This window comes from Anaerococcus tetradius ATCC 35098 (assembly GCF_000159095.1).
GTDB classification, from domain to species: domain Bacteria; phylum Bacillota; class Clostridia; order Tissierellales; family Peptoniphilaceae; genus Anaerococcus; species Anaerococcus tetradius.
On sequence record NZ_GG666303.1, the window covers coordinates 57445 to 80122 of the forward strand.

Annotated in this window: 20 protein-coding genes; 19 read left to right on the forward strand and 1 reads right to left on the reverse strand. The window is 34.0% G+C overall.

The genetic code is table 11. The annotated features are described in order from the left end of the window. The first annotated feature begins 19 nt into the window (after positions 1-19). Genes def through rpe form a run of 8 tightly spaced genes read left to right on the forward strand, consistent with a single transcriptional unit; the run spans position 20 to position 7950 of the window. Positions 20-496: a peptide deformylase gene (def, locus tag HMPREF0077_RS08955; RefSeq protein WP_004837692.1), complete on the forward strand. Its 477-nt coding sequence runs from the start codon at positions 20-22 to the stop codon at positions 494-496. Continuing rightward, positions 489-1427: a methionyl-tRNA formyltransferase gene (gene fmt, locus HMPREF0077_RS08960; protein ID WP_004837693.1), complete on the forward strand. Its 939-nt coding sequence runs from the start codon at positions 489-491 to the stop codon at positions 1425-1427. Before def ends, fmt begins: the two co-directional genes overlap by 8 nt. Further along, on the forward strand, positions 1420-2721 hold the full coding sequence (rsmB, locus tag HMPREF0077_RS08965) for a 16S rRNA (cytosine(967)-C(5))-methyltransferase RsmB (protein ID WP_004837694.1): 1302 nt from the start codon (positions 1420-1422) through the stop codon (positions 2719-2721). The genes fmt and rsmB overlap by 8 nt, the downstream gene beginning before the upstream one ends. Next, positions 2702-3727 (forward strand): dual-specificity RNA methyltransferase RlmN, encoded by a 1026-nt coding sequence (gene rlmN / locus HMPREF0077_RS08970; protein WP_004837695.1) that lies wholly within the window; start codon positions 2702-2704, stop codon positions 3725-3727. The genes rsmB and rlmN overlap by 20 nt, the downstream gene beginning before the upstream one ends. A 2-nt stretch (positions 3728-3729) precedes the next feature. Next, the gene (locus HMPREF0077_RS08975) at positions 3730-4455 is read left to right on the forward strand and encodes a Stp1/IreP family PP2C-type Ser/Thr phosphatase (RefSeq protein ID WP_004837696.1); all 726 of its coding nucleotides are present in this window, start codon (positions 3730-3732) and stop codon (positions 4453-4455) included. A gap of 8 nt (positions 4456-4463) precedes the next feature. Further along, positions 4464-6422 carry a Stk1 family PASTA domain-containing Ser/Thr kinase gene (gene pknB / locus HMPREF0077_RS08980; RefSeq protein ID WP_004837697.1) on the forward strand — a complete coding sequence of 653 codons (1959 nt, stop codon included), beginning with the start codon at positions 4464-4466 and terminating at the stop codon, positions 6420-6422. Continuing rightward, complete coding sequence (gene rsgA, locus HMPREF0077_RS08985; protein ID WP_004837698.1) at positions 6419-7291, forward strand: ribosome small subunit-dependent GTPase A; 873 nt, start codon at positions 6419-6421, stop codon at positions 7289-7291. Before pknB ends, rsgA begins: the two co-directional genes overlap by 4 nt. Next, positions 7285-7950, forward strand: coding sequence for a ribulose-phosphate 3-epimerase (gene rpe, locus HMPREF0077_RS08990; protein ID WP_004837699.1), 666 nt, complete (start codon positions 7285-7287; stop codon positions 7948-7950). The genes rsgA and rpe overlap by 7 nt, the downstream gene beginning before the upstream one ends. Positions 7951-8069: 119 nt before the next feature. Here the strand turns inward: rpe and rpmB are convergent, their stop codons facing one another. Further along, positions 8070-8258 carry a 50S ribosomal protein L28 gene (rpmB, locus tag HMPREF0077_RS08995; RefSeq protein WP_004837700.1) on the reverse strand — a complete coding sequence of 63 codons (189 nt, stop codon included), beginning with the start codon at positions 8256-8258 and terminating at the stop codon, positions 8070-8072. Between the two features lie 194 nt (positions 8259-8452). Between rpmB and murB the strand changes: the two genes are divergently transcribed. From murB to HMPREF0077_RS09050, 11 genes are all read left to right on the forward strand, one after another. Next, positions 8453-9355 carry a UDP-N-acetylmuramate dehydrogenase gene (murB, locus tag HMPREF0077_RS09000; RefSeq protein WP_004837701.1) on the forward strand — a complete coding sequence of 301 codons (903 nt, stop codon included), beginning with the start codon at positions 8453-8455 and terminating at the stop codon, positions 9353-9355. Beyond that, the gene (gene rapZ, locus HMPREF0077_RS09005; RefSeq protein WP_004837702.1) at positions 9355-10215 is read left to right on the forward strand and encodes an RNase adapter RapZ; all 861 of its coding nucleotides are present in this window, start codon (positions 9355-9357) and stop codon (positions 10213-10215) included. Before murB ends, rapZ begins: the two co-directional genes overlap by 1 nt. Next, positions 10197-10919 carry a tyrosine-protein phosphatase gene (locus tag HMPREF0077_RS09010; RefSeq protein ID WP_004837703.1) on the forward strand — a complete coding sequence of 241 codons (723 nt, stop codon included), beginning with the start codon at positions 10197-10199 and terminating at the stop codon, positions 10917-10919. The genes rapZ and HMPREF0077_RS09010 overlap by 19 nt, the downstream gene beginning before the upstream one ends. 12 nt (positions 10920-10931) lie before the next feature. Continuing rightward, positions 10932-11834 carry a DNA-binding protein WhiA gene (gene whiA, locus HMPREF0077_RS09015; RefSeq protein WP_004837704.1) on the forward strand — a complete coding sequence of 301 codons (903 nt, stop codon included), beginning with the start codon at positions 10932-10934 and terminating at the stop codon, positions 11832-11834. A 12-nt stretch (positions 11835-11846) separates the two neighbouring features. Next, positions 11847-15299: a DNA polymerase III subunit alpha gene (locus tag HMPREF0077_RS09020; RefSeq protein ID WP_004837705.1), complete on the forward strand. Its 3453-nt coding sequence runs from the start codon at positions 11847-11849 to the stop codon at positions 15297-15299. A 9-nt stretch (positions 15300-15308) separates the two neighbouring features. Then, positions 15309-16268 (forward strand): 6-phosphofructokinase, encoded by a 960-nt coding sequence (gene pfkA, locus HMPREF0077_RS09025; RefSeq protein ID WP_004837706.1) that lies wholly within the window; start codon positions 15309-15311, stop codon positions 16266-16268. 8 nt (positions 16269-16276) lie between these two features. Continuing rightward, complete coding sequence (gene pyk, locus HMPREF0077_RS09030) at positions 16277-18049, forward strand: pyruvate kinase (protein ID WP_004837707.1); 1773 nt, start codon at positions 16277-16279, stop codon at positions 18047-18049. Continuing rightward, entirely contained in the window at positions 18049-19566 is a 1518-nt protein-coding gene (locus HMPREF0077_RS09035) for a class I SAM-dependent RNA methyltransferase (RefSeq protein WP_004837708.1), read from the forward strand. Before pyk ends, HMPREF0077_RS09035 begins: the two co-directional genes overlap by 1 nt. Positions 19567-19971: 405 nt before the next feature. After that, positions 19972-21519, forward strand: a complete 1548-nt coding sequence (locus HMPREF0077_RS09040) for a sensor histidine kinase (protein WP_004837709.1) — start codon at positions 19972-19974, stop codon at positions 21517-21519. Further along, positions 21491-22096: a response regulator transcription factor gene (locus HMPREF0077_RS09045; protein WP_004837710.1), complete on the forward strand. Its 606-nt coding sequence runs from the start codon at positions 21491-21493 to the stop codon at positions 22094-22096. Before HMPREF0077_RS09040 ends, HMPREF0077_RS09045 begins: the two co-directional genes overlap by 29 nt. 330 nt (positions 22097-22426) lie before the next feature. Next, positions 22427-22678 carry a hypothetical protein gene (locus HMPREF0077_RS09050; protein ID WP_004837711.1) on the forward strand — a complete coding sequence of 84 codons (252 nt, stop codon included), beginning with the start codon at positions 22427-22429 and terminating at the stop codon, positions 22676-22678.

The following is a 22678-nucleotide window of genomic DNA, read 5'->3' on the forward strand; positions in this document are numbered from 1 at the left end:
AATTAGATAAGGAGGAAGTATGGCAATTAGAAATATAAGAAAAGAAGGGGATCCTATTTTAAGAAAAATTTCGAGAAATGTCCCTGAAATTACTGATAGAATAAAAGTTTTGCTTGATGACATGGCTGATACCATGTATGAAGCTGATGGTGTCGGACTTGCTGCTCCTCAAGTTGGAATATTAAAAAGAATAATCGTGGTTGATCCACATGATGATAGTACAGGACTAATCAAATTAGTAAATCCTGAAATAATAGAAGAAGATGGAGAGCAAGTGGGAATCGAAGGTTGTCTTTCGATACCTAATTTTAATGCTACTGTAAAAAGACCAGAGCATGTAAAAGTAAAATATTTGAATGAAAATGGCGAGGAAAAGATTTGGGATGCCCATGGTTTTCCAGCTGAAATCTTATCTCACGAGATAGACCATCTTAATGGTATTTTGTTTAGGGATAAGGCAATCGAAGAGGTTAAATACGATACAGAAAATGATTAATATATGTTTTATGGGCAATCCAAAGTTTGCGGTGCAGACTTTGGATATTCTTTATAATGATGAAAATATAGATGTAAAACTAGTCGTAAGCTCCCCTGACAAGAAGAGAAATAGGGGAAAAGTTACACCAACTGAGATTAAAAAATATGCCCAAGAAAAAGGAATCGAAGTTGTTTGTCCAAAGACTGTAAATACCAAGGAGTTTGTAGAAAGCCTAAAAGACTTAGATATTGACTTCATAGTAGTCGTAGCTTTTGGTCAGCTAATAGGTAAGGACTTATTAGAAGCTTATGAGGATAGGATAATCAATCTTCATCCTTCCCTTCTTCCTCTTTATAGGGGGGCAAGTCCTATGCAATTTACTCTCTTAAATGGAGATAAAATAACTGCGGCAACAACCATGCTTATAGAAAAGGGTATGGATTCTGGTGATATCCTTATCCAAGAAGAAGTTGAAATAAAGGATGATGATAATTACACAAGCTTGGAAGAAAAGCTAAGTGAAATTGGCTCAAAGGCAGTAAGGGAAAGTATCCTAAATTATGATAGGCTTTACGAAAATAGGAGAAAACAAGACGCCAGCAAGGCAACTTTCTGTACAAAAATTACAAAGGAGATGGGAAAGATTGACTGGAATAAGTCATCAGCTGAAATTATAAACCAAATTCGAGCCTTTGTAGAGTATCCGAATAGCTATTTTTCCTATGAAGATAAAAACATCAAGGTCTACGATGCAGAAATTGCGACAGGCTTTGAACAAAGACCAGCCTATGTTTACGAAGCAAATGCTAAAGCAGGCATAGTAATAGGTACAAAAGATGGTGCCATAAGGCTAAAGAAAATTCAATTTCCTGGCAAAAAGGCCATGGATGTCAAGGCTTTCTTGATGGGCAATAGCTTCAAGGAAAAGATTAGTCTAGAAAATGAATGATTTAGAATTAATTTGTAATAGCCTTGTAAATATAATCTATGAAGATAAGAAAAGTAACGATGAGATTAACTATCTAGCCAAAAAAGTCCAAGGACTTGCCTATGCGACTAAGTTAATCTATGGTGTACTTGAAAATAAAATCTACCTAGATTATATGATTGGCAAATTATCGAAGGTAAAAATTAAAAAAATTCACAAAAATGTCCTAACTATTCTAGAAATGGGACTTTATAACATCCACTTCCTAGCAACTAAGGACTATGCAATAGTTGATAAACTTGTTGAATTATGCAAAAAGAAGAACAAGCGTTCGGCAAATTTTGTTAATGCTATCCTTAGAAATTTCATAAGAAATGAAGAGGACCTAGCAAAAATATATATCAATGACGATATCAAAGCCCTATCAATCAGATATTCTATGCCAGAAGAAATAAGTAGATATATTTATGATAACTATGGCATGGCTTATACTAAAAATTTCCTAAGATATACTAATGATGAGGCCCGCCTTTCTATTAGGGTAAATTCCCTAAAGACTGATAGGGAAAGCCTTAAAAAACGACTAGAAGCTTTGGGTTATGAACTAAGCCTATCAAAAATTAGCGATAGGGCACTTATAATCCACAACCCATCTGGCCTTGCAAATAGCCTTGAGTTTAAAGAGGGGCTTTTTACCATCCAGCAGGAAGCGAGTATGAAGACAGTTGAAGTTCTTAATCCTAAGAGAAATTCTAGGATTTTAGATATTTGTGCAGCCCCAGGAACAAAGACTTCCTATCTGGCTGAATATACGTCAAATACTGGTAAAATAATAGCGAACGATATTTCCACAAACAAGCTTTGTCTTATCAAGGAAAATATCGAGCGTTTGGCTCTCACAAACATCGAGATAAAAAGCTTCGATGGAAGTGTATTTAACAAAGAATACGAAAAAAGCTTTGACTATATTCTAGTCGATGCTCCATGCTCAGGCCTTGGAGTCATGGCGAGAAAACCCGAGATAAGATACAATAGGAGTCTTGATGATATAAGGACTCTGAGCATCCTTCAAAGGGAAATTTTGGACACTTCCATAAGATACTTAAAGGATGGTGGAGAGCTTGTTTATTCTACTTGCACCCTAGGGCCAATCGAAAACCTAGATAACTTTAACTATCTAAAAGGCCATGACCAATTGGAACTTGTACAGGTAGAAGGCAAAGATTACATAGAATTTGTTTGTTTTGAAGATAAAACAGATGGATTTTTTATAAGTAAATTTAAGAAGAAAAATTATGACGAAAACACTAAATGACAAGTCTATAAAAGAAATCGAGTCTATATTTATCAAGGAAGGCTACCAGAAATTCAGGGCCAAGCAAGTCTATAGGCAAATTCATGTAAAAAGAATAAATGACTTTGATAAGATGACTGACCTATCGAAGGAAATGAGAGAAAAATTAGGGGAAAACTATGCTTTTCCAAAGATGAAATTATTAAAAGAATTTGTTTCCAAGCTTGACTCTACAAAAAAATATTTATTTTCCTTAGATGATGGAAATATAATTGAGGCAGTTTTTATGGACTATGACAAGAGAAAAACCATCTGCATATCATCTCAGGTAGGTTGTAGGATGGGTTGTAAATTTTGCGCCTCAACTAAAAATGGACTTGTAAGAAATCTTACAGCAGGAGAACTTATTGAAGAAGTATATGAGCTTGAAAGAATCAATGGAGAGATAAATAATATAGTAATCATGGGTATAGGCGAACCCCTAGATAATTATGATAATATTGTTAAGTTTATAGACCTTATAACCAATGCTGATGGAAGAGACTTATCTCACAGATCAATTACCCTTTCAACATCAGGTCTTGCTCCAATGATTAGAAAACTTGCTGATAGTAAGCTTGATGTAAATCTTGCCCTAAGCCTTCACTATGCCAATGATAAGAAAAGGCAGAAATTTATGCCAGTTGCCAACAAATACAAGATAGAAGACTTGCTTGAAGCAACAGATTATTATTTGGCAAAGACTAAAAGGCGAGTGAGCTTTGAGTATGTTGTAATAGACGGAGTTAATAATACAGATAGTGATGTAGACAATCTTTATTCATTACTAAAAAATAAAAATGTCCACATCAACCTTATTCCCCTAAATCCCATAGAAGAGTTTGCCTATAATAGGCCAAAAAGTTCGGCTTTGACAGAATTTAGGGATAAGTTAGTTAAAAGAAAGCTTAATGCAACCATAAGAAGATCAATGGGATCGGATATTGATGCTTCTTGTGGTCAGCTTAGAAACAATTATGCGAGGTGAGCATGAAATTTAGTACAATATCGAATATTGGAAAAGTGAGGCAAGAAAACGAGGATGCCTACGCTAATACCTCTCTTGGCGATTTAGACTTTTTTATTGTCGCTGATGGGATGGGAGGTCATAGCAGGGGAGAAGTTGCAAGTAAACTTGCAAGTAAATCCTATATAGACTTTGTTGAAAATGCAAAGATAAATGACTATCCTTCACTAAGTATCCTCCAAGAAGACGCCATAAAGTATGCCAATGAGAAAATCTATTGTCTATCAGATGATAGTGAAGGGCTTAGGATGGGGACTACGGTTGTCTGCATGGTTATAGATGAAAAAAACAGAACTTATCATATAAGCCATGTCGGCGATTCTAGAATCTATATCTATCAAGATAAGAAACTAAGTCTAAAAACTCGTGATCATTCACTAATTAATGACTTAATAGATACAGGCTCTCTTACAGAAGATGAGGCCAAAAACTTTATCAATAGGTCCGCCATTACCAAGGCTGTCGGTACTGAAAAGGAGATAGAACCTGAAAGCTCTACTTTTTCTATGAAAGATGGGGATGTAGTATTGATGTTTACAGATGGTCTATCAAATGAACTTAGTGATGAAGAGATAACAAAAGTTGTAGATGACAATGATGATGCTTACGAAATCTCATCAAAACTCATCGAGCTAGCACTAAATAAGGGTGGTCGTGACAATATAACTGTCACAACCATTTTGATATAAGGGGTAATATGGAAAAGATAATTTTGGACAATAGGTACGAGATTATAGAGCAGATTGGTATAGGCGGTATGGCCAAGGTCTATAAGGCAAAAGATAGGCTCTTGGATAGATTCGTAGCCATCAAGGTTTTAAAGGAACAATATGCTGAAGATGAGGAATTTCTAAAGAAATTCAACAATGAAGCCCAATCAGCTGCCAAACTAAATCATATAAATATTGTAAATGTTTACGATATAGGTCAAGACCTATTAGAAGGTAGAAAAATATACTATATAGTGATGGAATATGTCGAAGGAGAAACTCTCAAAGATCTTATAGATAGCGAGGGCCATCTTTCAAATCACGATATAATTGATTATTCTGTTCAAATAGCACAAGCCCTTAAATCAGCCCATGCTTCAGGCATTATCCATAGGGATATTAAGCCACAAAATATCTTGATAGATAAGTTTGGCTTAGCCAAGGTTACAGATTTTGGTATAGCAAGGGTTTCATCAAACGCAACTATAACCTACACATCATCAATTCTTGGTACAGTTCATTATATTTCACCAGAACAAGCCAAGGGCAAGATTGTCGATGAGAAAAGCGACTTGTATTCTCTAGGAGCTGTGATGTATGAAATGGCAACTGGAAAGGTGCCTTTTGATGCAGATAACTCAGTAGGAATAGCAGTTATGCATATACAAGATAAGCCAAGACCTGCCAAGGAATTAAACAATGACTTATCTGACCATCTAAATTATATAATAATGAAGCTTTTGGAAAAGGAACCAGGCAATAGGTTCTTGAACGCAACTGAACTTATTTCAAGTCTTGAAGACCAAAATTCCTTTAGCAATAATAAGGCCCTTGATGAAACAGCAAGGATACCAATAGTTGTACCTTCCAAGGAAAAGAAAAAAAAGGCAAAGGAGAAAAAACAGAAAAAAGCCAAGGCTGAAGAGGCAGTTTATGTTTCTCCAACTGATGAAAGTCCAAAGACAAAAAGCAAGTCCAAAAAAGTCAATATCTGGCCACTTGCTCTGCTTGCCTTAGTTTTAGTTGCTGCAGTCTTCTATTTTATAAACAAGCCTAAGGGAGATAGCCTAGAAGTTCCAGCTGTTATAAATCTAAGTCAAGATATGGCCGTAAAGGAACTTGAGAAGAGAGGTCTCAAGGCGAATATCTCAAGGACAGAGGAAAGTGATGAATACGATAAGGGTAAGGTAATGAGTCAAGACCCTGAGGCTAACACTAAAGTAAAGGTCGGAACGACAGTAAACTTAGTAATTAGTGCAGGTAGAGAAGTCGAAGTACCCGACCTTTCCAAATTAACAGTAACAGAAGCAGAAGAAAAGCTAAAAGACATGGGACTAAGTCTTGGTAGTACAAGCACAGCATACAGTGATGATATAGAAAAAGACCTAGTAATAAGCCAAGAGCCAAGGGCAAACACTACCCTACAAGCAGGAAGCAAAGTAGACTTGGTTGTATCTGCTGGTCCTGAAAAAAAAGTTGAAAATGTAACAGTGCCAAACCTCATAGATGTAAGTGAAGACCAAGCCACTAGCCTTATCACTCAATACGGCCTAAAGCTAAGAAATCTTGACTATAAGGAAAGTGATGATGTAGAAAAGGGTCATGTCATAAGTCAATCCATAGCAGAGGGCACCGAAGTTGCCAAGGGTTCACAAATAGACATAGTTGTTAGTAGCGGTAGCAAGCAAAAAGAAGCTAGCAGGTCCAATAGGGTAAAGAACGTAGATTTAAGATTAAGTGTCGGTTCTGATAGGGATAGATTCAATGTAAAAATTTATAAGCTTGATGATAATGACAGAAGAGGAGATATCCTCTATGATCAAAATCATACAAAAGATGAGTTAAATGATCAATCAATCTTACAACTTAACTTTCAAGCTAGCCTAAATACCAAGTTTGAAGTCCTTATAGATAATGAAAGCTATGGAGTGTACACTGTAAATTGAAAAAAGGAAAGATAATAAAATCACAAAAAGAACTATATTATGTAGCTTGTGATGATAAAACATTTATGGCTAAGGCTAGGGGCAATTTTAGAGTCAAAAAAATAAAGCCCCTAGTAGGCGATAATGTTATAATAGACGACTTAACTGATGGAAAAGCCTATATAACAGATATTTGTGAGAGGAAAAATGAAATCAAAAGGCCAAATATTTCTAATATTGACCAAATACTTCTATTTGCAACTATCAAAAATCCACCGCTAAATATCTATAACTTAGATAAATATTTAGCCATGTGCGAGTACAAGCATATGGAAGTCGTAATAATCTTATCTAAAATCGATCTTTGTGATGAAAGTGAAATAGATTATTTTACAAATATCTACAAGAAGATTGGCTATAAGCTTGTTTGCATAGACAACTATTGCAATTTTCCTAAAGAGGAGATATTAGACCTATTAAAGGATAAGACTTCGGCTGTTTCAGGAGCAAGTGGAGTTGGTAAATCTACTTTTCTTAACAACTTGGTAGACCATGATGTTGAAATAGGATCTATATCTGAGAAGAGTAAGAGGGGGAAAAATACAACCCGTCATACAGAGATTTTCAAAATCGCCGATAATACCTTCCTTTTTGATACGCCAGGCTTCGATTCATTCGATATTGACTTCATAGAAGATGAAAGAGAGCTAAAGTATTTATTTAAGGAATTTAGGGATAAGGCTTGTAAGTTTAAAGATTGTAATCATATCAACGAACCTAATTGTGCTGTAAAAAGTGCTCTTGAGAAGTCTTTGATTGATGAGGGTAGATACAAAAATTACCTCATGCTTTTTGAGGAAGTAAAAAAAAGGAGAGAGAATAAATGGTAGAACTTGCACCTTCTATACTTTCTTGTGATTTTTCAAAATTGCAAGAGGATTTAGATGCTACAAAAGATACAGGACTAAAGATGATCCACATAGATGTTATGGATGGCTTATTTGTACCAAACATATCCTTTGCCTTTAAAATCATCAAGGACATTAGGGACAAAAATGATTATTTCTTCGATACACATCTTATGATAGTTGACCCTATAAGATACATAGATAGATTTGTGGAAGCTGGCTGTGATAGGCTTACCATCCATTATGAGGCTAGCGATAGTCCCCTAGAAGCTATTAAAAAGATAAAGGCTTGTGGCATTGAGGCAGGCATAAGCTTGAAACCAAAAACAGCTTGTGAGAAAATCCTTCCCCTATTGGCATATGTGGATGCAGTCTTGGTTATGAGTGTAGAGCCAGGTTTTGGTGGACAAAGCTTTATGGAAGAAAGTCTTGATAAGGTGAAATTTTTAAGAAAGTACATAGATGAAAATAAGCTTTCTTGCAAAATCGAAATAGACGGTGGAATTAAGACTGAAAATGTTAGAAGAGTAATAGCTGCCGGTTGTGATGAAATAGTCTCAGGATCAGATATCTTTGCTAAGGAAGATATAAGGGGTCAAATTGAAAAATATTATCAAATCTTTAATGAAGACTCACATTAAGAATTAAGTTTTTTATAGTAGAAAAAAATTAGATTTAAACATAGAAATAGGATGGGGAAAATTCCTCATCCTTTTTAATACAAAATTATTTAATTTAAAATAAAAAAAACATTTTGCAATTATGCTTTTTCTACTTTACCGCTTTTTAGACATTTAGTACATACGTTTAATGTTTTAGGTGTTCCATCTACTAAAGCTTTTACTTTATGCACATTTGCTTTAAATGTTCTATTGATTTGTCTGTGAGAGAAAGTTACAGTCTTACCTGATTGGGTTCCCTTACCGCAGATATCACATGCTCTTGCCATTCTTACACCTCCTAGCTTTTATTCATCTTTATTATTCTACCAAAGATTAGGATAAATTACAAATATTTTTGTTAGAAATTTAAAGATTATCCTCCCCAAGAGTCAATAGAGAATCTCCATCATAGTTATATAAGCCTAATTATGGTATAGTCCTTGTAGAAATAAAAAGATTTAAATGAATCTTAGGAGGGAATATGGACTTAAAATCTATATACGATAAGGAAAATGTGGGAGAAGTTCTCGCAGATGAAATAACCAAAGACTACACTACTTTTGGTATCGGCGGTAAGGCTGATATTTTGATTAAACCAAACAATGAAGAACAATTAAAAAATATATTAAAGATAAATCACAGAGAAAATATTAAGACAACTGTTATTGGCAGGGGATCAAATCTTTTAATCAGCGATAAGGGTATCAGGGGTTGCGTTATAGTTCTTTCCTCTAATTACGATGAAATAAAGCTTGAAGGCGATATTCTTACTGCTTATGCTGGAACAAGCCTAAATGAAGCAGCTCTTTTTGCAATTGATAAGGGACTTGCTGGCATGGAGGAGATATCCGGCATACCTGGATCTATTGGTGGAGCTGTAGCTATGAATGCAGGAGCCTACGGGGGAGAGATAAAGGATATTTGTGTAAATGTAAAGGCCTTCGATTTTTCTGGCAAGGAATACAATTTTACCAATGATCAGATGAACTTTTCTTACAGACATTCCAAAATATTTGAAGAAAATCTCATTGTTTCTCAAGCAAGCTTCAAGCTAAGAGCAGGCAATAAGGAAGAGATAAGAGAAAGATATGAAGACTTCACCCACAGGAGGGTGAGTAAACAACCCCTTGATAGGAAGTCTGCAGGATCAACATTCAAAAGACCTCAAGGTTCTTACGCTTCAAAGCTAATTGATGAATGTGGACTTAGAGGCTACAAGAAGGGAGACTGTCAAGTTAGCGAAAAGCATTGTGGCTTTATCATTAATGTCGATAAGGCAACTTGCAAGGACATGCTCTCCTTTATCAAAGAAGTTTCAGGAATTGTAAATGAAAAAACAGGTTTTATATTAGAAAGAGAAGTTAAACTAATAGGAGAATTTTAATGATTCTTAAAATTATCACAGGCCTTAGTGGATCAGGCAAGACTTCAGCCCTAAGGGCCTTCGAAGACATGGGATATTATGCAATGGATAATGTGCCAGCCTATCTAATAGAAAAATTTATAGAACTTAACAATAATCAGAAAAATCCAATAGAAAAGATGGCTGTGGTAATTGATTTTAGGTCATATTCTCTAACAGATGATTTATACGAATCCCTCCTTCGACTAAAAAAAGCTAATATAGATACAGAAATTATCTATATCTACTCTTCAGATGAGGCTATTTACAAAAGATACAATGAACTAAGACGTCCCCATCCCTTGGGTGAATATGGAAATGTAAGCGAGGGAATCGAAAAAGAGAAAGACTTGCTAAAACCAATTAGAAAGATCGCCGATAGATTTGTAGATACTACAAATTACAAGATAAGCGAGCTAAAAAAAGTAATAGAAGATTCAGCCTACAAGAAAGATAAGACTATAATAAATCTTATATCTTTTGGTTTCAAATATGGCCTAAGTGATAATTTTGAATTTGTATTTGATGTTAGATTCTTGCCAAATCCTTATTATATTAAGGAACTAAAGGATGAAAATGGAACTAATAAAAAACTAAAGGATTTTCTGGATGGCTTCGAGGCCTCCAAGGCCTTTGAAGATGATCTTTGTAAGCTTATTAAAAATTTGGTTCCAGAATTTTACAAACAAGGTAAGGATATTATCAATATAGCCATAGGCTGTACTGGTGGCCAACATAGGTCTGTTTATATGGTTGAAAGACTCTATGAAAGATTAAAGGATGAAGATTATATACTAGTGAAAAAACACAGAGAGAAGGATAGATGGAAGAAAAATATATGAAAAGGTACCCCCTTAGGAATGTAAAGAATGTTAGAGATTTGGGAGGAGTACCCACTCTTGATGGCAAAGTTACTAAGTGGGGGAAATTTATTAGAGCTGCAAGCCTAGATGATAGCAAGGATGATGATCTGGCTTATCTTAAAAAACTTGGCGTAACAGCTATAATAGATTTAAGAAGAGAAGGGGAAATAAATCCCAAGCTTAGCTCTATCGAAAAAATCAAGGAAGAATTCGACTATTATAATATTTCCTTGGCAGGAGATAGGGAGTTTAGAAAAGAAGATATTGAAAGAATAATTAAAAAAGAAGTAAGCATAGGAAGAACCTATATAAATCTTATAGATAACTACAAGGCTATTAGACAAATTATGGAAGTCTTTGCAAATAACGATGGAGTAAGCCTCTTCCATTGCCAGGAAGGCAAGGATAGGACGGGGATAATCTCTATGATTCTTATGGGCTTATCTGATGTAGGAAGGTCAGATATCATAGCTGATTATGAAATAAGCTCAGCCCTCCTAGGCTATATAGAAAGATATGATGAAGATGATGAGCTTTCTATATTTAGGATTACCAGCCCTTACAATATGAGAGAAGCCTATGATTATATATTAAGAAAATACAAGACTTTCGATGATTATCTTCTCTACGCCAAGGTCGATAGATGCACAATAGATAAAATTAGGGAGAAATTAGCGGGTTAGCTGGGGTGGAATATGTCTTTTTCCAAAAGATGTAAGAAAGAAGTGTTAAAAAAAGAACCTATATCTACTTTAGGAGAGTTGCTTTCTATAATTCATTTTATAGGATCAATTAGGATAAATAGGGGAGCCTATAATGTCAAATTCGAAACTGACTCAAACTCCAATGCTAGATATATTTACAATCTAATCAAGAATCTCTACGATTACTCACCAACTTTCGAAATTTTCGATAAATCCTATAAGGATAAAGAGAGAATCTTTACGGTTCTTGTTGAAGATAACGAAATATCTGAAGATTTGATAGAAAAAAAGAGTGAGGGTTTCATAGATAATTTTTCTGATATAGAAGATGTATCCCTTGATGATATCAAATCTTTTTTAAAGATTGCCTTTATCTATAAGGGCTCTATTAACGACCCCCAAAGAGGCTACAATCTTGAAATTATAGCAAGGGAAGAAAAGGAACTTAGGCTTATAAAAGAATCTATGGATACCTTCGACCTTAATGCAAAAATCAATGATAGGGGAGATTATTATATTGTCTATATCAAGGATTCTGATAAGATTTCTGATTTTTTGGCTATAATTGGAGCCAATAGATCCCTTTTTGAATTAGAAAATGTAAGGGCGATGAAGTCTATAAGAAATAATATTAATAGGCAAACCAACTTTGATAAGGCAAATATAGACAGGACTGTCAAGGCTTCTTTAAGGCAAGTTGATGCTATAAAGCTTGTTATAGAAAGTGATAAATACGAAAAGCTTTCATCTGAAATGAAAGAGATAGCTAGCCTTCGCTTGGAAAATCCTTATTTATCCATAGAAGAGCTGGGAGAGATGATGGATCCTCCTATGACTAAGGCTAAGGTGAATTATAGATTGCAAAAATTTATAAAGCTTTCTGAAGAACTGTAGGAAGGATGGGAAATGACAGGGAATTTTACTCATTTGCATGTACATACTGAATATTCACTTCTTGATGGTTTCTCAAGAATCGACCTCCTCCTAGATAGGGCAAAGGAATTGGGAATGGAGTCAATTGCCATTACCGATCATGGGTCTATGTATGGGGCTATAGAATTTTATAAGCAAGCCAAAAAACGTGATATTAAGCCTATAATTGGTTGCGAAGTCTATGTCAGCGAAAAAGATCACAAGATAAAAGATTCTACAAACAGGAGATACTACCATCTGATTCTTTTAGCTAAGAGTAAAGAAGGCTACAAAAATCTCATAAAAATTGTATCAGAAGCCTATGTCAATGGTTTTTACTATAAACCTAGGGTATCTTTTGATTTCATCAAAAAACATGCAGGAGATATTATAGCCCTATCAGCCTGCCTAAATGGAGAAGTTAACCAAAAAATCCTAGAAAATGATTATGAGGGAGCAAAGAAGGCTGCACTTAATTATGAAGAAGCCTTTGGCAAGGGAAACTACTTCCTAGAGCTTCAAAATCATGGCATAAAGGAAGAAAGTTTGGTAAATGCCAAGCTTAACAGAATCCACCAAGAAACAGCAATCCCCCTAGTTGCTACAAATGATGTTCATTATGTAAATAAAGAAGACTTCTACTATCAAGATGTCCTCTTGTGCATCCAGACTGGAAAATTAATCAAGGATGAGGATAGGATGAGGATGCCCTCAAGCGAGTTTTATCTAAAATCTTATGAAGAAATGGAAGAGATTTTTGCTGATTATGAGGACGCCTTGACCAATACTAAGCTTATTGCTGATCAATGTAAGCTTGAATTTACTTTCCATGAGCCTCACTTACCTTACTTTAGTAAAGTTGAGGAAGGCCTTAGCAATTTAGAATATCTCAAAAAATTAGTTGACCAGGGTCTTATCAAAAAATATGGAAAAATCGATAAGGAGATAAGGTCAAGGGCAGATATGGAAATAAATGTAATCTCCTCTATGGGTTATGTAGATTATTTCCTCATAGTTTGGGATTTTGTAAGATATGCTAGGGATAATGATATAGCAGTTGGCCCTGGAAGGGGCTCAGCGGCAGGCTCCATTGTATCCTACGCCCTAGACATTACCCAAATTGATCCTATCAAATACAATTTGATTTTCGAGAGATTCTTAAATCCCGAGAGAGTTTCCATGCCTGATATAGATATTGACTTTGACTATGTTCTTCGTGATAGGGTGGTCGATTATGTTAATGACGTATATGGCAGAGATCATGTTTCACAAATTATCACCTTTGGTAGGATGCAGGCGAGAAATGCTATAAGAGATGTAGGTAGGGTCTTAGATATAAGCTATGCTAAGGTAGATAAGATAGCAAAACTCATCCCTTCTACTCTAGGTATGACTATAGATAAGGCCTTTGAAGCATCTAGCAAATTCAAGGAAATATATGAAAGTGATCTTGAAGGCAAGAGATTAATTGATACAGCAAGAAAGCTAGAAGGCCTTCCTCGCCATACCTCTATACATGCGGCAGGAGTTGTAATATCTAAGGAAGCTCTAACAGATATAATTCCCCTTGCCCTATCTAATGATCAATTGGTAACCCAATTCGATATGACAGAAATTGAGGAGTTGGGCCTACTAAAGATGGACTTTTTGGGTCTAAGAAACCTCACTGTCATAAAAAATACCATCAAGGACGTAAAGAAAAATCGTGGTATTGACGTTGATTTAGGAAAAATTGACGTAAATGACAAAAAGGTAATCGAGCAGTTTAACAAGGCAAAAACAATAGGAATCTTCCAATTTGAATCGGCAGGAATGAGAAATTTCTTAAAAAATCTTAGACCTACAGTTTTTGATGATCTAATAGCTGCAAACTCACTTTTTAGGCCGGGACCTATGGATGAGATACCCAAATATATCCACAACAAGAACAATCCAAAGGACGTTAGTTTTATTACCCCTGCCTTAAAGCCAATCCTTGATGTTACCTATGGGATAATAGTTTACCAAGAGCAAGTAATGCAAATTGTACAAAAACTTGCTGGCTATTCTCTAGGGGAAGCTGATAATCTAAGACGAGCTATGTCTAAGAAGAAGATGGCAGTCATGGAAGAAAATAGGGAAATATTTATCCATGGTAGGCTTGATGAAAAAGGCGAGGTTGAGATTGCTGGATGCGTAAGAAATGGGGTTGATGAGCTTTCCGCTAATCAAATTTACGACGAAATGATTTCTTTCGCCAAATATGCCTTTAACAAGTCCCACTCGGCAGCCTATTCCCTGGTTGCTGTACAAACTGCCTACCTAAAGCACTATTATCCAGAAGAATACATGGCTAATCTTATTTCTTCTGTAATGGATCAATCAACTAAGCTTTATCTTTATGTTAACGAAACTAAGGCCCTGGGCATAGAAGTTTTACCCCCTGATGTAAATAAGTCCTTGGCAGAGTTTAGGGTTGAGGAGGGAAGAATTATTTTTGGTCTTTCAGCCATCAAAAATCTCGGTATAAATATGATTTCTGCCATAGTAAGGGCGAGAGATAAGGGAGGAAAATTTGAAAACTTCAAAGATTTTCTCCAAAGAGTGGATGAAGTTGACCAAAGAGCCCTTAATAAGAAGGGGATAGAATCCCTAATTAAGGCAGGGGCCTTCGATAGGATGGGCTATAATAGGTCTTCACTAATGGCAATATATGAAAAGGCCATGGCTAGTGTTTCAGAAAATAGAAAAGTAAACTTGAAAGGCCAGCTCAATCTATTGGATGATTTTTCAAGCGTAAGCAAGAAAAGTGATGATGTTAAAATCCAAAATATCAACGAATACCCAAAAAAGACCAAACTAAAGCTAGAGAAGGAAGTCCTAGGCTTTTATATTTCTGACCACCCACTTTCTGATTTAGCTGATAGGTTGAATGATTTTGTAAATTTCACGAGTGATTATAAGGATAATCTTAGTGATTTGGAAATTCAAATGTTAGATAAGAAATTCGTCTCTATGGCAGGTGTAATCACCAACAAAAGTGAGATTATGACCAAGAAAAAACAATTAATGAGCTTTGCCAACCTTGAAGATATGTATGGGTCAATAGAGATGGTGATTTTCCCGGAAGTCTATAAAAAATATAGAAATATCATAGACGAAGACAGTGTTGTCCTCGTTAAGGGAAATTTACAAGTTGATGAAAGGGATGTAAAATTATTAACATCTGAATTTATTGATATTAATCAAATAAATTTAAAGACTTTATACTTAAAAACTAAATACTTAAGGTATAATGAATTAAGAAACATTCTAGTACGCTACAAGGGCGATACGCCAGTTGTAATTTATTTTTCGGATAAGAAGAAAAGCGTAAAGCTCGATAAGAAATTATGGTTTGATATTAATGAAAAAAGCATTAAAGTATTAGAAGAGTTTTTAGGAATAGAAAATGTTAAGATAAGTTAAGGAGTTTTTATGAAAACTATAGGAATACTAACAAGCGGAGGCGATGCTCCAGGCATGAACTCTGCTATAAGAGCGGCAGTAAGAACTGCTCTAAATAGTGGTATGCGTATCAAAGGCATAAGAAATGGTTATGATGGACTTATGCAAGGAGATATTTACGAGATGAATGTTTCCTCAGTTGCAGATATTATCCACAAGGGTGGTACTATTCTAGGAACTGCAAGAAGCTTGGAGTTCCAAACACCAGAAGGACAAAAAAGGGGAGCCCAAATTCTAAGTGATTATGGAATAGAAGGTTTGATTGTTATTGGTGGAGATGGATCCTTTAAGGGAGCTAAGGCCCTATCTGATTTAGGTATAAACACAATTGGTATACCTGGAACAATAGATAATGATATGGGATATACAGACTTTACCATAGGATTTTTCACAGCCATAGAAACTGTAATTGATGCTATTGGAAAATTAAGAGATACATCAAGCTCTCACGGCAGGGCAGTTGTAATAGAAGTTATGGGACGTAATTGTGGAGATCTTGCTTTATATTCAGGTCTTGCTGGTGGAGCAGAATCTATTATAGTTCCAGAGCACAACTTCTCAATCAATGAAATAATTGATAAGATGGAACATGGTAGAAAAAGAGGAAAATTACACCACCTTATAACTCTCGCTGAAGGAGTTGGCGATCCATATTCTCTAGCAAAAGAGCTTGAAGAAAAAACTGGAATCGAAACCAAGGTAACAATCCTAGGCCATGTCCAAAGGGGTGGCTCACCTTCTGCTGTTGATAGACTCTTGGGATCTGCAATGGGATCTAGGGCTGTTAATTTGCTTAGTGAAGGCAAGACAAATCTTGCCATCGGTTATGTAAATGGAAATATTATAGAAGTTAGTATAGATGAAGCAGTTAGCAAGAAATCAGAATTTGATGAAAATCTATATGATCTTGCAAATTCTTTATCAAGATAGGAGTAATGATGAAAACAGAAATTTTAAAAAAGACCAAAATTGTATGTACAATCGGACCAGCTAGTGAAAGTCAAGAAGTTCTTGAAGAATTAATCAACAACGGCATGAACGTTGCAAGACTTAACTTCTCCCACGGAACTCACGAAGAACACCTAGCAAAGATTAAGACAATTAGAAGAATCAGAAGAAAACTAAACAAACCTATAGCTATCATGCTTGATACTAAGGGACCAGAAATTAGAACAGGTAACTTCAAAGTTAAAGAAATCTTCCTAAAACCAGGTGACATCTTCACCCTAACAACTAGAGATGTTGAGGGAGATCAATCAATTGTATCTGTATCTTACGAAGGCCTTCCAAAAGATGTAGCAGTTGGTAGCGAAATTTATATAGATGATGGACTCGTTCAATTAGAAGTTCTTGAAATAAAAGACGGAACAGACGTTGTATGTAAGGCTCTCAACAATGGTATTCTATCAAATCACAAGGGAGTTAACCTTCCAGGATCAAAGACCAATCTTCCAGCAATAACACCAAAAGACGTAGATGACATCAAATTCGGTATAGAAAATGACATTGATATCATCGCTGCCTCCTTTGTTCGTAAAAAAGAAGACGTATATGATATAAGAAAAGTTCTAGAAGACCATGGTGGAGAACACATCAAGATTATTTCCAAAATTGAATCTCAAGAAGGTGTTGATAACGTAGATGAAATCATTGAAGCAAGTGATGGAATAATGGTTGCTAGAGGAGACTTGGGAGTAGAAATTAGAACTGAATTAATACCATTAGTTCAAAAAGAAATCATCAGAAAATGTAATGATGCTGCAAAACCAGTAATTACTGCTACCCAAATGCTTGACTCTATGATTAGAAACCCAAGACCAACAAGGGCTGAAACAACTGACGTTGCCAATGCCATCATAGATGGTACTGACTGTGTAATGCTTTCAGGAGAAACAGCAGGCGGAAAATATCCAGTAGAAGCAGTAAAAACTATGAGAAACATCTGTATAACAACAGAGCTTTCAGATGACTTTTACCAAAATGTCTATGACGTTAAAATCCATTCTGCAAACACTACTACAAACTCAATCGCAAGATCAACCAAAAACATCGCAGAAGAGCTTAACGCCAAGGCAATTATCTCTTGTACAGCAAGTGGTAACACATCAAGAATCATATCTAAATTCAAGCCAAAAACTAACATAGTTGCGGCAACAGTAACAGATAGGGTTGCAAGACAACTATCAATAGTTTGGGGTGTATATCCAATAGTAATCCAAGAAGCCAAAGAAACAGATGAGCTAATCGAAAGAGCCATAGTAGGAGCCCTTGCCGAAGGATATGTAGAAGAAGGAGATCTCACAGTAGTAACTGCAGGAATACCTCTAGGAATATCTGGAACAAGTAACCTAATCAAAGTTCACGTAATAGGAAATATCCTAACAAGCGGTACAGGAATCGGAAGCAAGTCTGTATCTGGAAAAGTCGTAATAGGCTCAACCAAAAAAGAACTTGAAGGCAAATTTGAAGAAGGCGACATCATAGTAGCTAAATTCACCGATGCAGATATCACTGAATATATAGAAAAAGCCTCAGCTATAGTAACAGAAACTGGTGGACTAACAAGCCACACAGCAGTAGCAGCAGTTCACTTTGGAATACCAGCAGTAGTGGGTGCTGTAAACATAATAAACCTAGTAGAAGCAGGTGAAACAATAACAGTCGATCCAATCGGCGGAGTAATATACAAAGGAGAAACAAAAGTTATCTAATGATCGTAAAAGACATCAAGATAATTGATATCCTACAAGATGGCAGAGGAGTTGGAAAAGCGGAATCGAAAGTCTATTTCATAGACGGGGCAAGCTATGGTGAAACTTGCGATATAGAAATATCTAAGGAAAATAAAAACTTCATAGAAGCCAAAAAGCTAAAAACAACCCAAAAAAGCTGTCATTACACACAACCTCCATGTCCATATTATTATGAATGTGGAGGTTGTACTATTATGGACATCAATTACCAACAACAACTAAAACTAAAAACAAATCTAATAAAAAATGCCATCAAGAAAACGTGCAAGATTGATCTTGACGAAATCGAAATAATTCCTAGCAGACAACTAAATTACAGAAATAAAATAAGACTACAAGTAGACGAAAATGGAGATCTAGCCTATAACAAAAAAGCATCAAATGACCTAGTAGCCATAGAAGATTGCCTCCTTGCTAACGAACACATAAGAAAAAAACTCCCACAAATACAAAAAATCAGCCAAGATATAAACAAAAAATTTGGGAAAATAATCAAGGAAATCAGCATAAGAAGCAATGGCGAAAAAATCCTCCTTAACATCTACACCAAAGACGAAAAAACCTTATACAATTACCTAAAAGATAAGAATAAAGACTTTAACATCAATCTAACAAACAAAAAATCCACTCTAACAATAGGAGACAATTATCTTATCCACCGAGTAAAAGATAAAAAATTTAAAATATCAAAAGACGACTTCTTTCAAGTAAATGACAGTCAAATAGAAAATCTTTACTCTGAAGCCAGCCAATATTTAGAAAAGGACAAAAAACTCCTAGACCTCTTTTGTGGATCAGGCATATCATCCATGGCCCTTGCAAATGATCACATAGTTGGAATAGAAATCAACAAAAGCGCCATAAAAGATGCCATAGAAAACGCCGAGGCCAATGGCTTAAAAGACTATAAATTCATAGCCAAAAACGCCAACTACATAGATCAAAAATTCATCAAAAAAGAAAAAATAGGAACAGTAACAATAGATCCACCAAGAGCTGGCCTAGACAAAGAAATAATAAAAACCCTAGCCAAAACACAAATAAAAAACATAATCTACATCTCCTGCAACCCCCAAACACTCGCCCGAGACATCAAAAGATTTATGGATAGAGGCTACGAACTAAAAAGAATAAAAGCAGTAGATATGTTTGCTCAATCTATGCATGTGGAGACGGTGGCTCTGTTGTCCAAACTAAATACAGAACATCATTTAGATATAGAAATAGGGGAAGATGAATTATCTGAAATTGACTTTTCAAAAGATGCAACTTATGGAGAAATTAAAAAGTATGTTTTGGATAAATATGGACTAAAGGTTTCAAGTCTATATATTGCACAAATAAAAAGGAAACATGGTCTTATAGAAAGAGAAAATTACAATATTAGTAAAAAAGAAAATCAAAGAGTACCAAATTGTCCAGAAGAAAAAGAAAAAGCGATAGAAAATGCTCTAAAATGGTTTGGTATGATATAATTAGGATCAAATATTTTAATTCAATATCGTTGACTATAAATGGGAAATAGAAGTATGGTAAATCTAATTTAAATAAGAAAGAATATAACAAAGATACAGAGAGATAAATATCGGCAGTCTTCGGACTGTCTTTTTTTTTGTCATATTGAAACAGATTGTATAATCATGTCATGTAATTTCGCTTAGTATGATACACAAAAGTTAGCTGTAATTATATCTTAATACGTCTATAATAGTATTAAAAGCTGAAGTTAAAATAGAAAAACAAAATATCACAATATATTAAAATTTGTAATTAATACCAGAATCTCATGTATAATTTTAATAGATTTTTTTTCGGAGATAAGAAAATGAAACTGTATATAGATAAAGATTATCTGGTTTAAATTTTAAAAGGAGGTCAGGATGAAAAAACAAAACTTCATTTTAATTACACATATATTATTGCAATTTATTTTGTTCATCCCCTTAGCATCATTCATAAGATATCAGTATTCATTAGATATTGGAATTGTAATAGTATTTTTACTAAGTGTTATAAACTTTTTAGCTTATATTATATGCGTGTTAAATACTGAAAAAAATTATATACTAATGCATAGCTTAGTTGTTGAATTATTTATTATTTTCATTTTTTTACAAGATGGAATATTAAGAAATCTTTCGATAGGAAAGTATATCGAACTATTTCTCTATAGCTTGATACTATTTGCAAGTTTCAATCTTTTAAACTCATTGAGTAGGATTAAGCTCATTCCATTAATTACAACAATGGGGATTACCATATCAATAATAATGATGAAATTCAATACTTATTTAGCATCTTCAATATTTGATTATATTGTGATCATTTTATTATTGACTCCAATCATATTTTATTCAAATGATAAAAACATTCGAAAATATGAAAGTAAGACAATTATAACATTGCAAACTTTATTTATAATAGCTTTTTTCCTATACAAGAAGTATGAAGCTGAGGGTCTTGTTTCTATAAGTGAGTATCAACTGTTTACATGTATCTTCATTGAATCTATATTGCTGTATAGGATTAGTAAGACAAAAATCAAAAGCGGTTTATTATTTTTATCATGTTCTTTGAAAAAAATATTTCCTGAATTTATAATTTTGTCTCTGATGCTCTATTTCATATTATTATCTTTTTCAGGAGTGATACTATTTTCTTTAAGCTTTTTTATGTTTTTGGTAGAATTTAGCCTGTTCGAAAAACATAGAAAATCCAATTATATAACTTTCGAGGAGATGTTGGATAACTATTATGTTGAAAAACATAGAAATTTAGAAATTGATAAACTGAATACTTTAAAGATACAGACATTTTTACATGATGACATTCTACAGATTATAATAGCTATAAGAAGGTGGATAGAAGATAATCTTTCAGGATCTGGCAAAAAATACATTATAGAAAATTTGGATAAACTAAACGATTTAATCCGTCATGAAATAAATTCATTTAATCCAATGCTAAATGATTATAGCTCTCTATATGACGCATATAGCAGACTTATAGTTGATATAGAAAATATGTATTTAGATAATGAAATGCTTATAGAATTTGAATGTGATAGAAATATAGATTTGCCCAGTCCGTATGCTGAATTGATTTACAAATGTATCAATGAATTATTAATAAATGCACTAAAACATTCAAAAGGATATAGTACAGATATTGTTCTAATAATTTTAGAAGATAAAATTCATCTTACCATAAAAAATTATGGAGACTATTTAGAAGATGAAGAAAAAATAGTAGAGGGAAATATAGGATTAAATATACTAAGATTGAACTTAAGAGAATATGGCGGAAAATTCGATTTTAATTTTTTCAATAATCAAAATGAACTAGATGAATCATTTGTAGAATTTAAAATAGAAATTCCAGTAGAGAGGAGTGTAGTAAATGAAAATCTTATTAATAGAAGATCATAAAATGGTCGCAACTTCTTTAAAAATGAGCTTAGAGACGGACGAATCTATTTCTGTAGATATAGTAAATAATGTTAGAGACCTTAGTATAAATGAATCTGTCCTTAACTATGACTTGTTACTAGTAGATATAAATTTGACAGGTATAGAAGGAACAATAAATGGTTTAGATGTGGCTGAAGAATTGATTAATAAGTATGAAGATCTAAAAATAGTAATATTAACAGCATATAAGTTGGACTTTTATATTAAAAGAGCAAGAAAAATTGGATGTAAAGGATTTATTTCCAAAGAAGAAGATACATCTAAACTAATAGAAGATATAAAATCTATCGCCTTGAAAGGCAAAGCGATTTTTCCAGAGGATAATCATATGTTAGAGCCATTAACGGAAAGTGAAATTCATATAGTTAAACTATATTCAAACGGACTATCAAGGAAAGAGTTAGCTAAAGAAATAAATACAAATGTAAGAAGTCTGGCAGTATCTTTATCAAGAATATATCAAAAGTTAGGCGTTAGAAATTACCAAGAAATGATCGATAAAGTGCGTGAATTAGGATATGTTGATTCATTTTAGAGACAAGCATTAGAATTTTATAATTCTAGTGCTTTTTTATTCACAAAAGTTAGCTGAAATAGAATTCAAAAAAATATAAAATTAAGGAAAGGTGGAAATTAATAACATTTAAGGTTGGTAAAGCAATGAATTATTCTAGTAAACTGAAAAAATAAATAAAAATAGTTAGGAATAACTAAAGAATAAGAACTTAAGACTTTAGATTTTAATGAAGTATAAGTTTGTATCAAGGCTGTTGATAGTAAACGATTTTTAGTATGCATGATTATTTTGATGATACAATTGTGAATCAACAGATAAATAGATTTTCAAATTTAAGGAGGATGTTTAATGGCTTTAATTATAGATAAAGTGAAAAAAATATACAAACAAGGAGAAATAGAAGTCAAAGCAGTAAATGATGTAAGTTTTACTGTTAAGGAAGGAGAATTTTTATCTATTATTGGAGACAGTGGTTCGGGGGACAGTGATATAATGATGACAGATACAATAAATCCATTAAAATCAAAGTTTAAAGGCTTCCACAAAACTTTTAAACAAGACGATTTAGGATTAAGTCTGTCATCTTTTTTATTAAATTAG

What these genes read in the sequence shown, in the direction of transcription:
- rpmB (WP_004837700.1), bottom strand. Translation starts at nt 8,258, where the DNA reads ATGGCAAGAGCATGTGATATCTGCGGTAAGGGAACCCAATCAGGTAAG.
- rsmB (WP_004837694.1), top strand. Translation starts at nt 1,420, where the DNA reads ATGAATGATTTAGAATTAATTTGTAATAGCCTTGTAAATATAATCTAT.
- HMPREF0077_RS09020 (WP_004837705.1), top strand. Translation starts at nt 11,847, where the DNA reads ATGACAGGGAATTTTACTCATTTGCATGTACATACTGAATATTCACTT.
- murB (WP_004837701.1), top strand. Translation starts at nt 8,453, where the DNA reads ATGGACTTAAAATCTATATACGATAAGGAAAATGTGGGAGAAGTTCTC.
- HMPREF0077_RS09010 (WP_004837703.1), top strand. Translation starts at nt 10,197, where the DNA reads ATGGAAGAAAAATATATGAAAAGGTACCCCCTTAGGAATGTAAAGAAT.
- HMPREF0077_RS09045 (WP_004837710.1), top strand. Translation starts at nt 21,491, where the DNA reads ATGAAAATCTTATTAATAGAAGATCATAAAATGGTCGCAACTTCTTTA.
- def (WP_004837692.1), top strand. Translation starts at nt 20, where the DNA reads ATGGCAATTAGAAATATAAGAAAAGAAGGGGATCCTATTTTAAGAAAA.
- HMPREF0077_RS08975 (WP_004837696.1), top strand. Translation starts at nt 3,730, where the DNA reads ATGAAATTTAGTACAATATCGAATATTGGAAAAGTGAGGCAAGAAAAC.
- pknB (WP_004837697.1), top strand. Translation starts at nt 4,464, where the DNA reads ATGGAAAAGATAATTTTGGACAATAGGTACGAGATTATAGAGCAGATT.
- rapZ (WP_004837702.1), top strand. Translation starts at nt 9,355, where the DNA reads ATGATTCTTAAAATTATCACAGGCCTTAGTGGATCAGGCAAGACTTCA.
- fmt (WP_004837693.1), top strand. Translation starts at nt 489, where the DNA reads ATGATTAATATATGTTTTATGGGCAATCCAAAGTTTGCGGTGCAGACT.
- rlmN (WP_004837695.1), top strand. Translation starts at nt 2,702, where the DNA reads ATGACGAAAACACTAAATGACAAGTCTATAAAAGAAATCGAGTCTATA.
- whiA (WP_004837704.1), top strand. Translation starts at nt 10,932, where the DNA reads ATGTCTTTTTCCAAAAGATGTAAGAAAGAAGTGTTAAAAAAAGAACCT.
- pfkA (WP_004837706.1), top strand. Translation starts at nt 15,309, where the DNA reads ATGAAAACTATAGGAATACTAACAAGCGGAGGCGATGCTCCAGGCATG.
- HMPREF0077_RS09050 (WP_004837711.1), top strand. Translation starts at nt 22,427, where the DNA reads ATGGCTTTAATTATAGATAAAGTGAAAAAAATATACAAACAAGGAGAA.
- pyk (WP_004837707.1), top strand. Translation starts at nt 16,277, where the DNA reads ATGAAAACAGAAATTTTAAAAAAGACCAAAATTGTATGTACAATCGGA.
- rpe (WP_004837699.1), top strand. Translation starts at nt 7,285, where the DNA reads ATGGTAGAACTTGCACCTTCTATACTTTCTTGTGATTTTTCAAAATTG.
- HMPREF0077_RS09040 (WP_004837709.1), top strand. Translation starts at nt 19,972, where the DNA reads ATGAAAAAACAAAACTTCATTTTAATTACACATATATTATTGCAATTT.
- HMPREF0077_RS09035 (WP_004837708.1), top strand. Translation starts at nt 18,049, where the DNA reads ATGATCGTAAAAGACATCAAGATAATTGATATCCTACAAGATGGCAGA.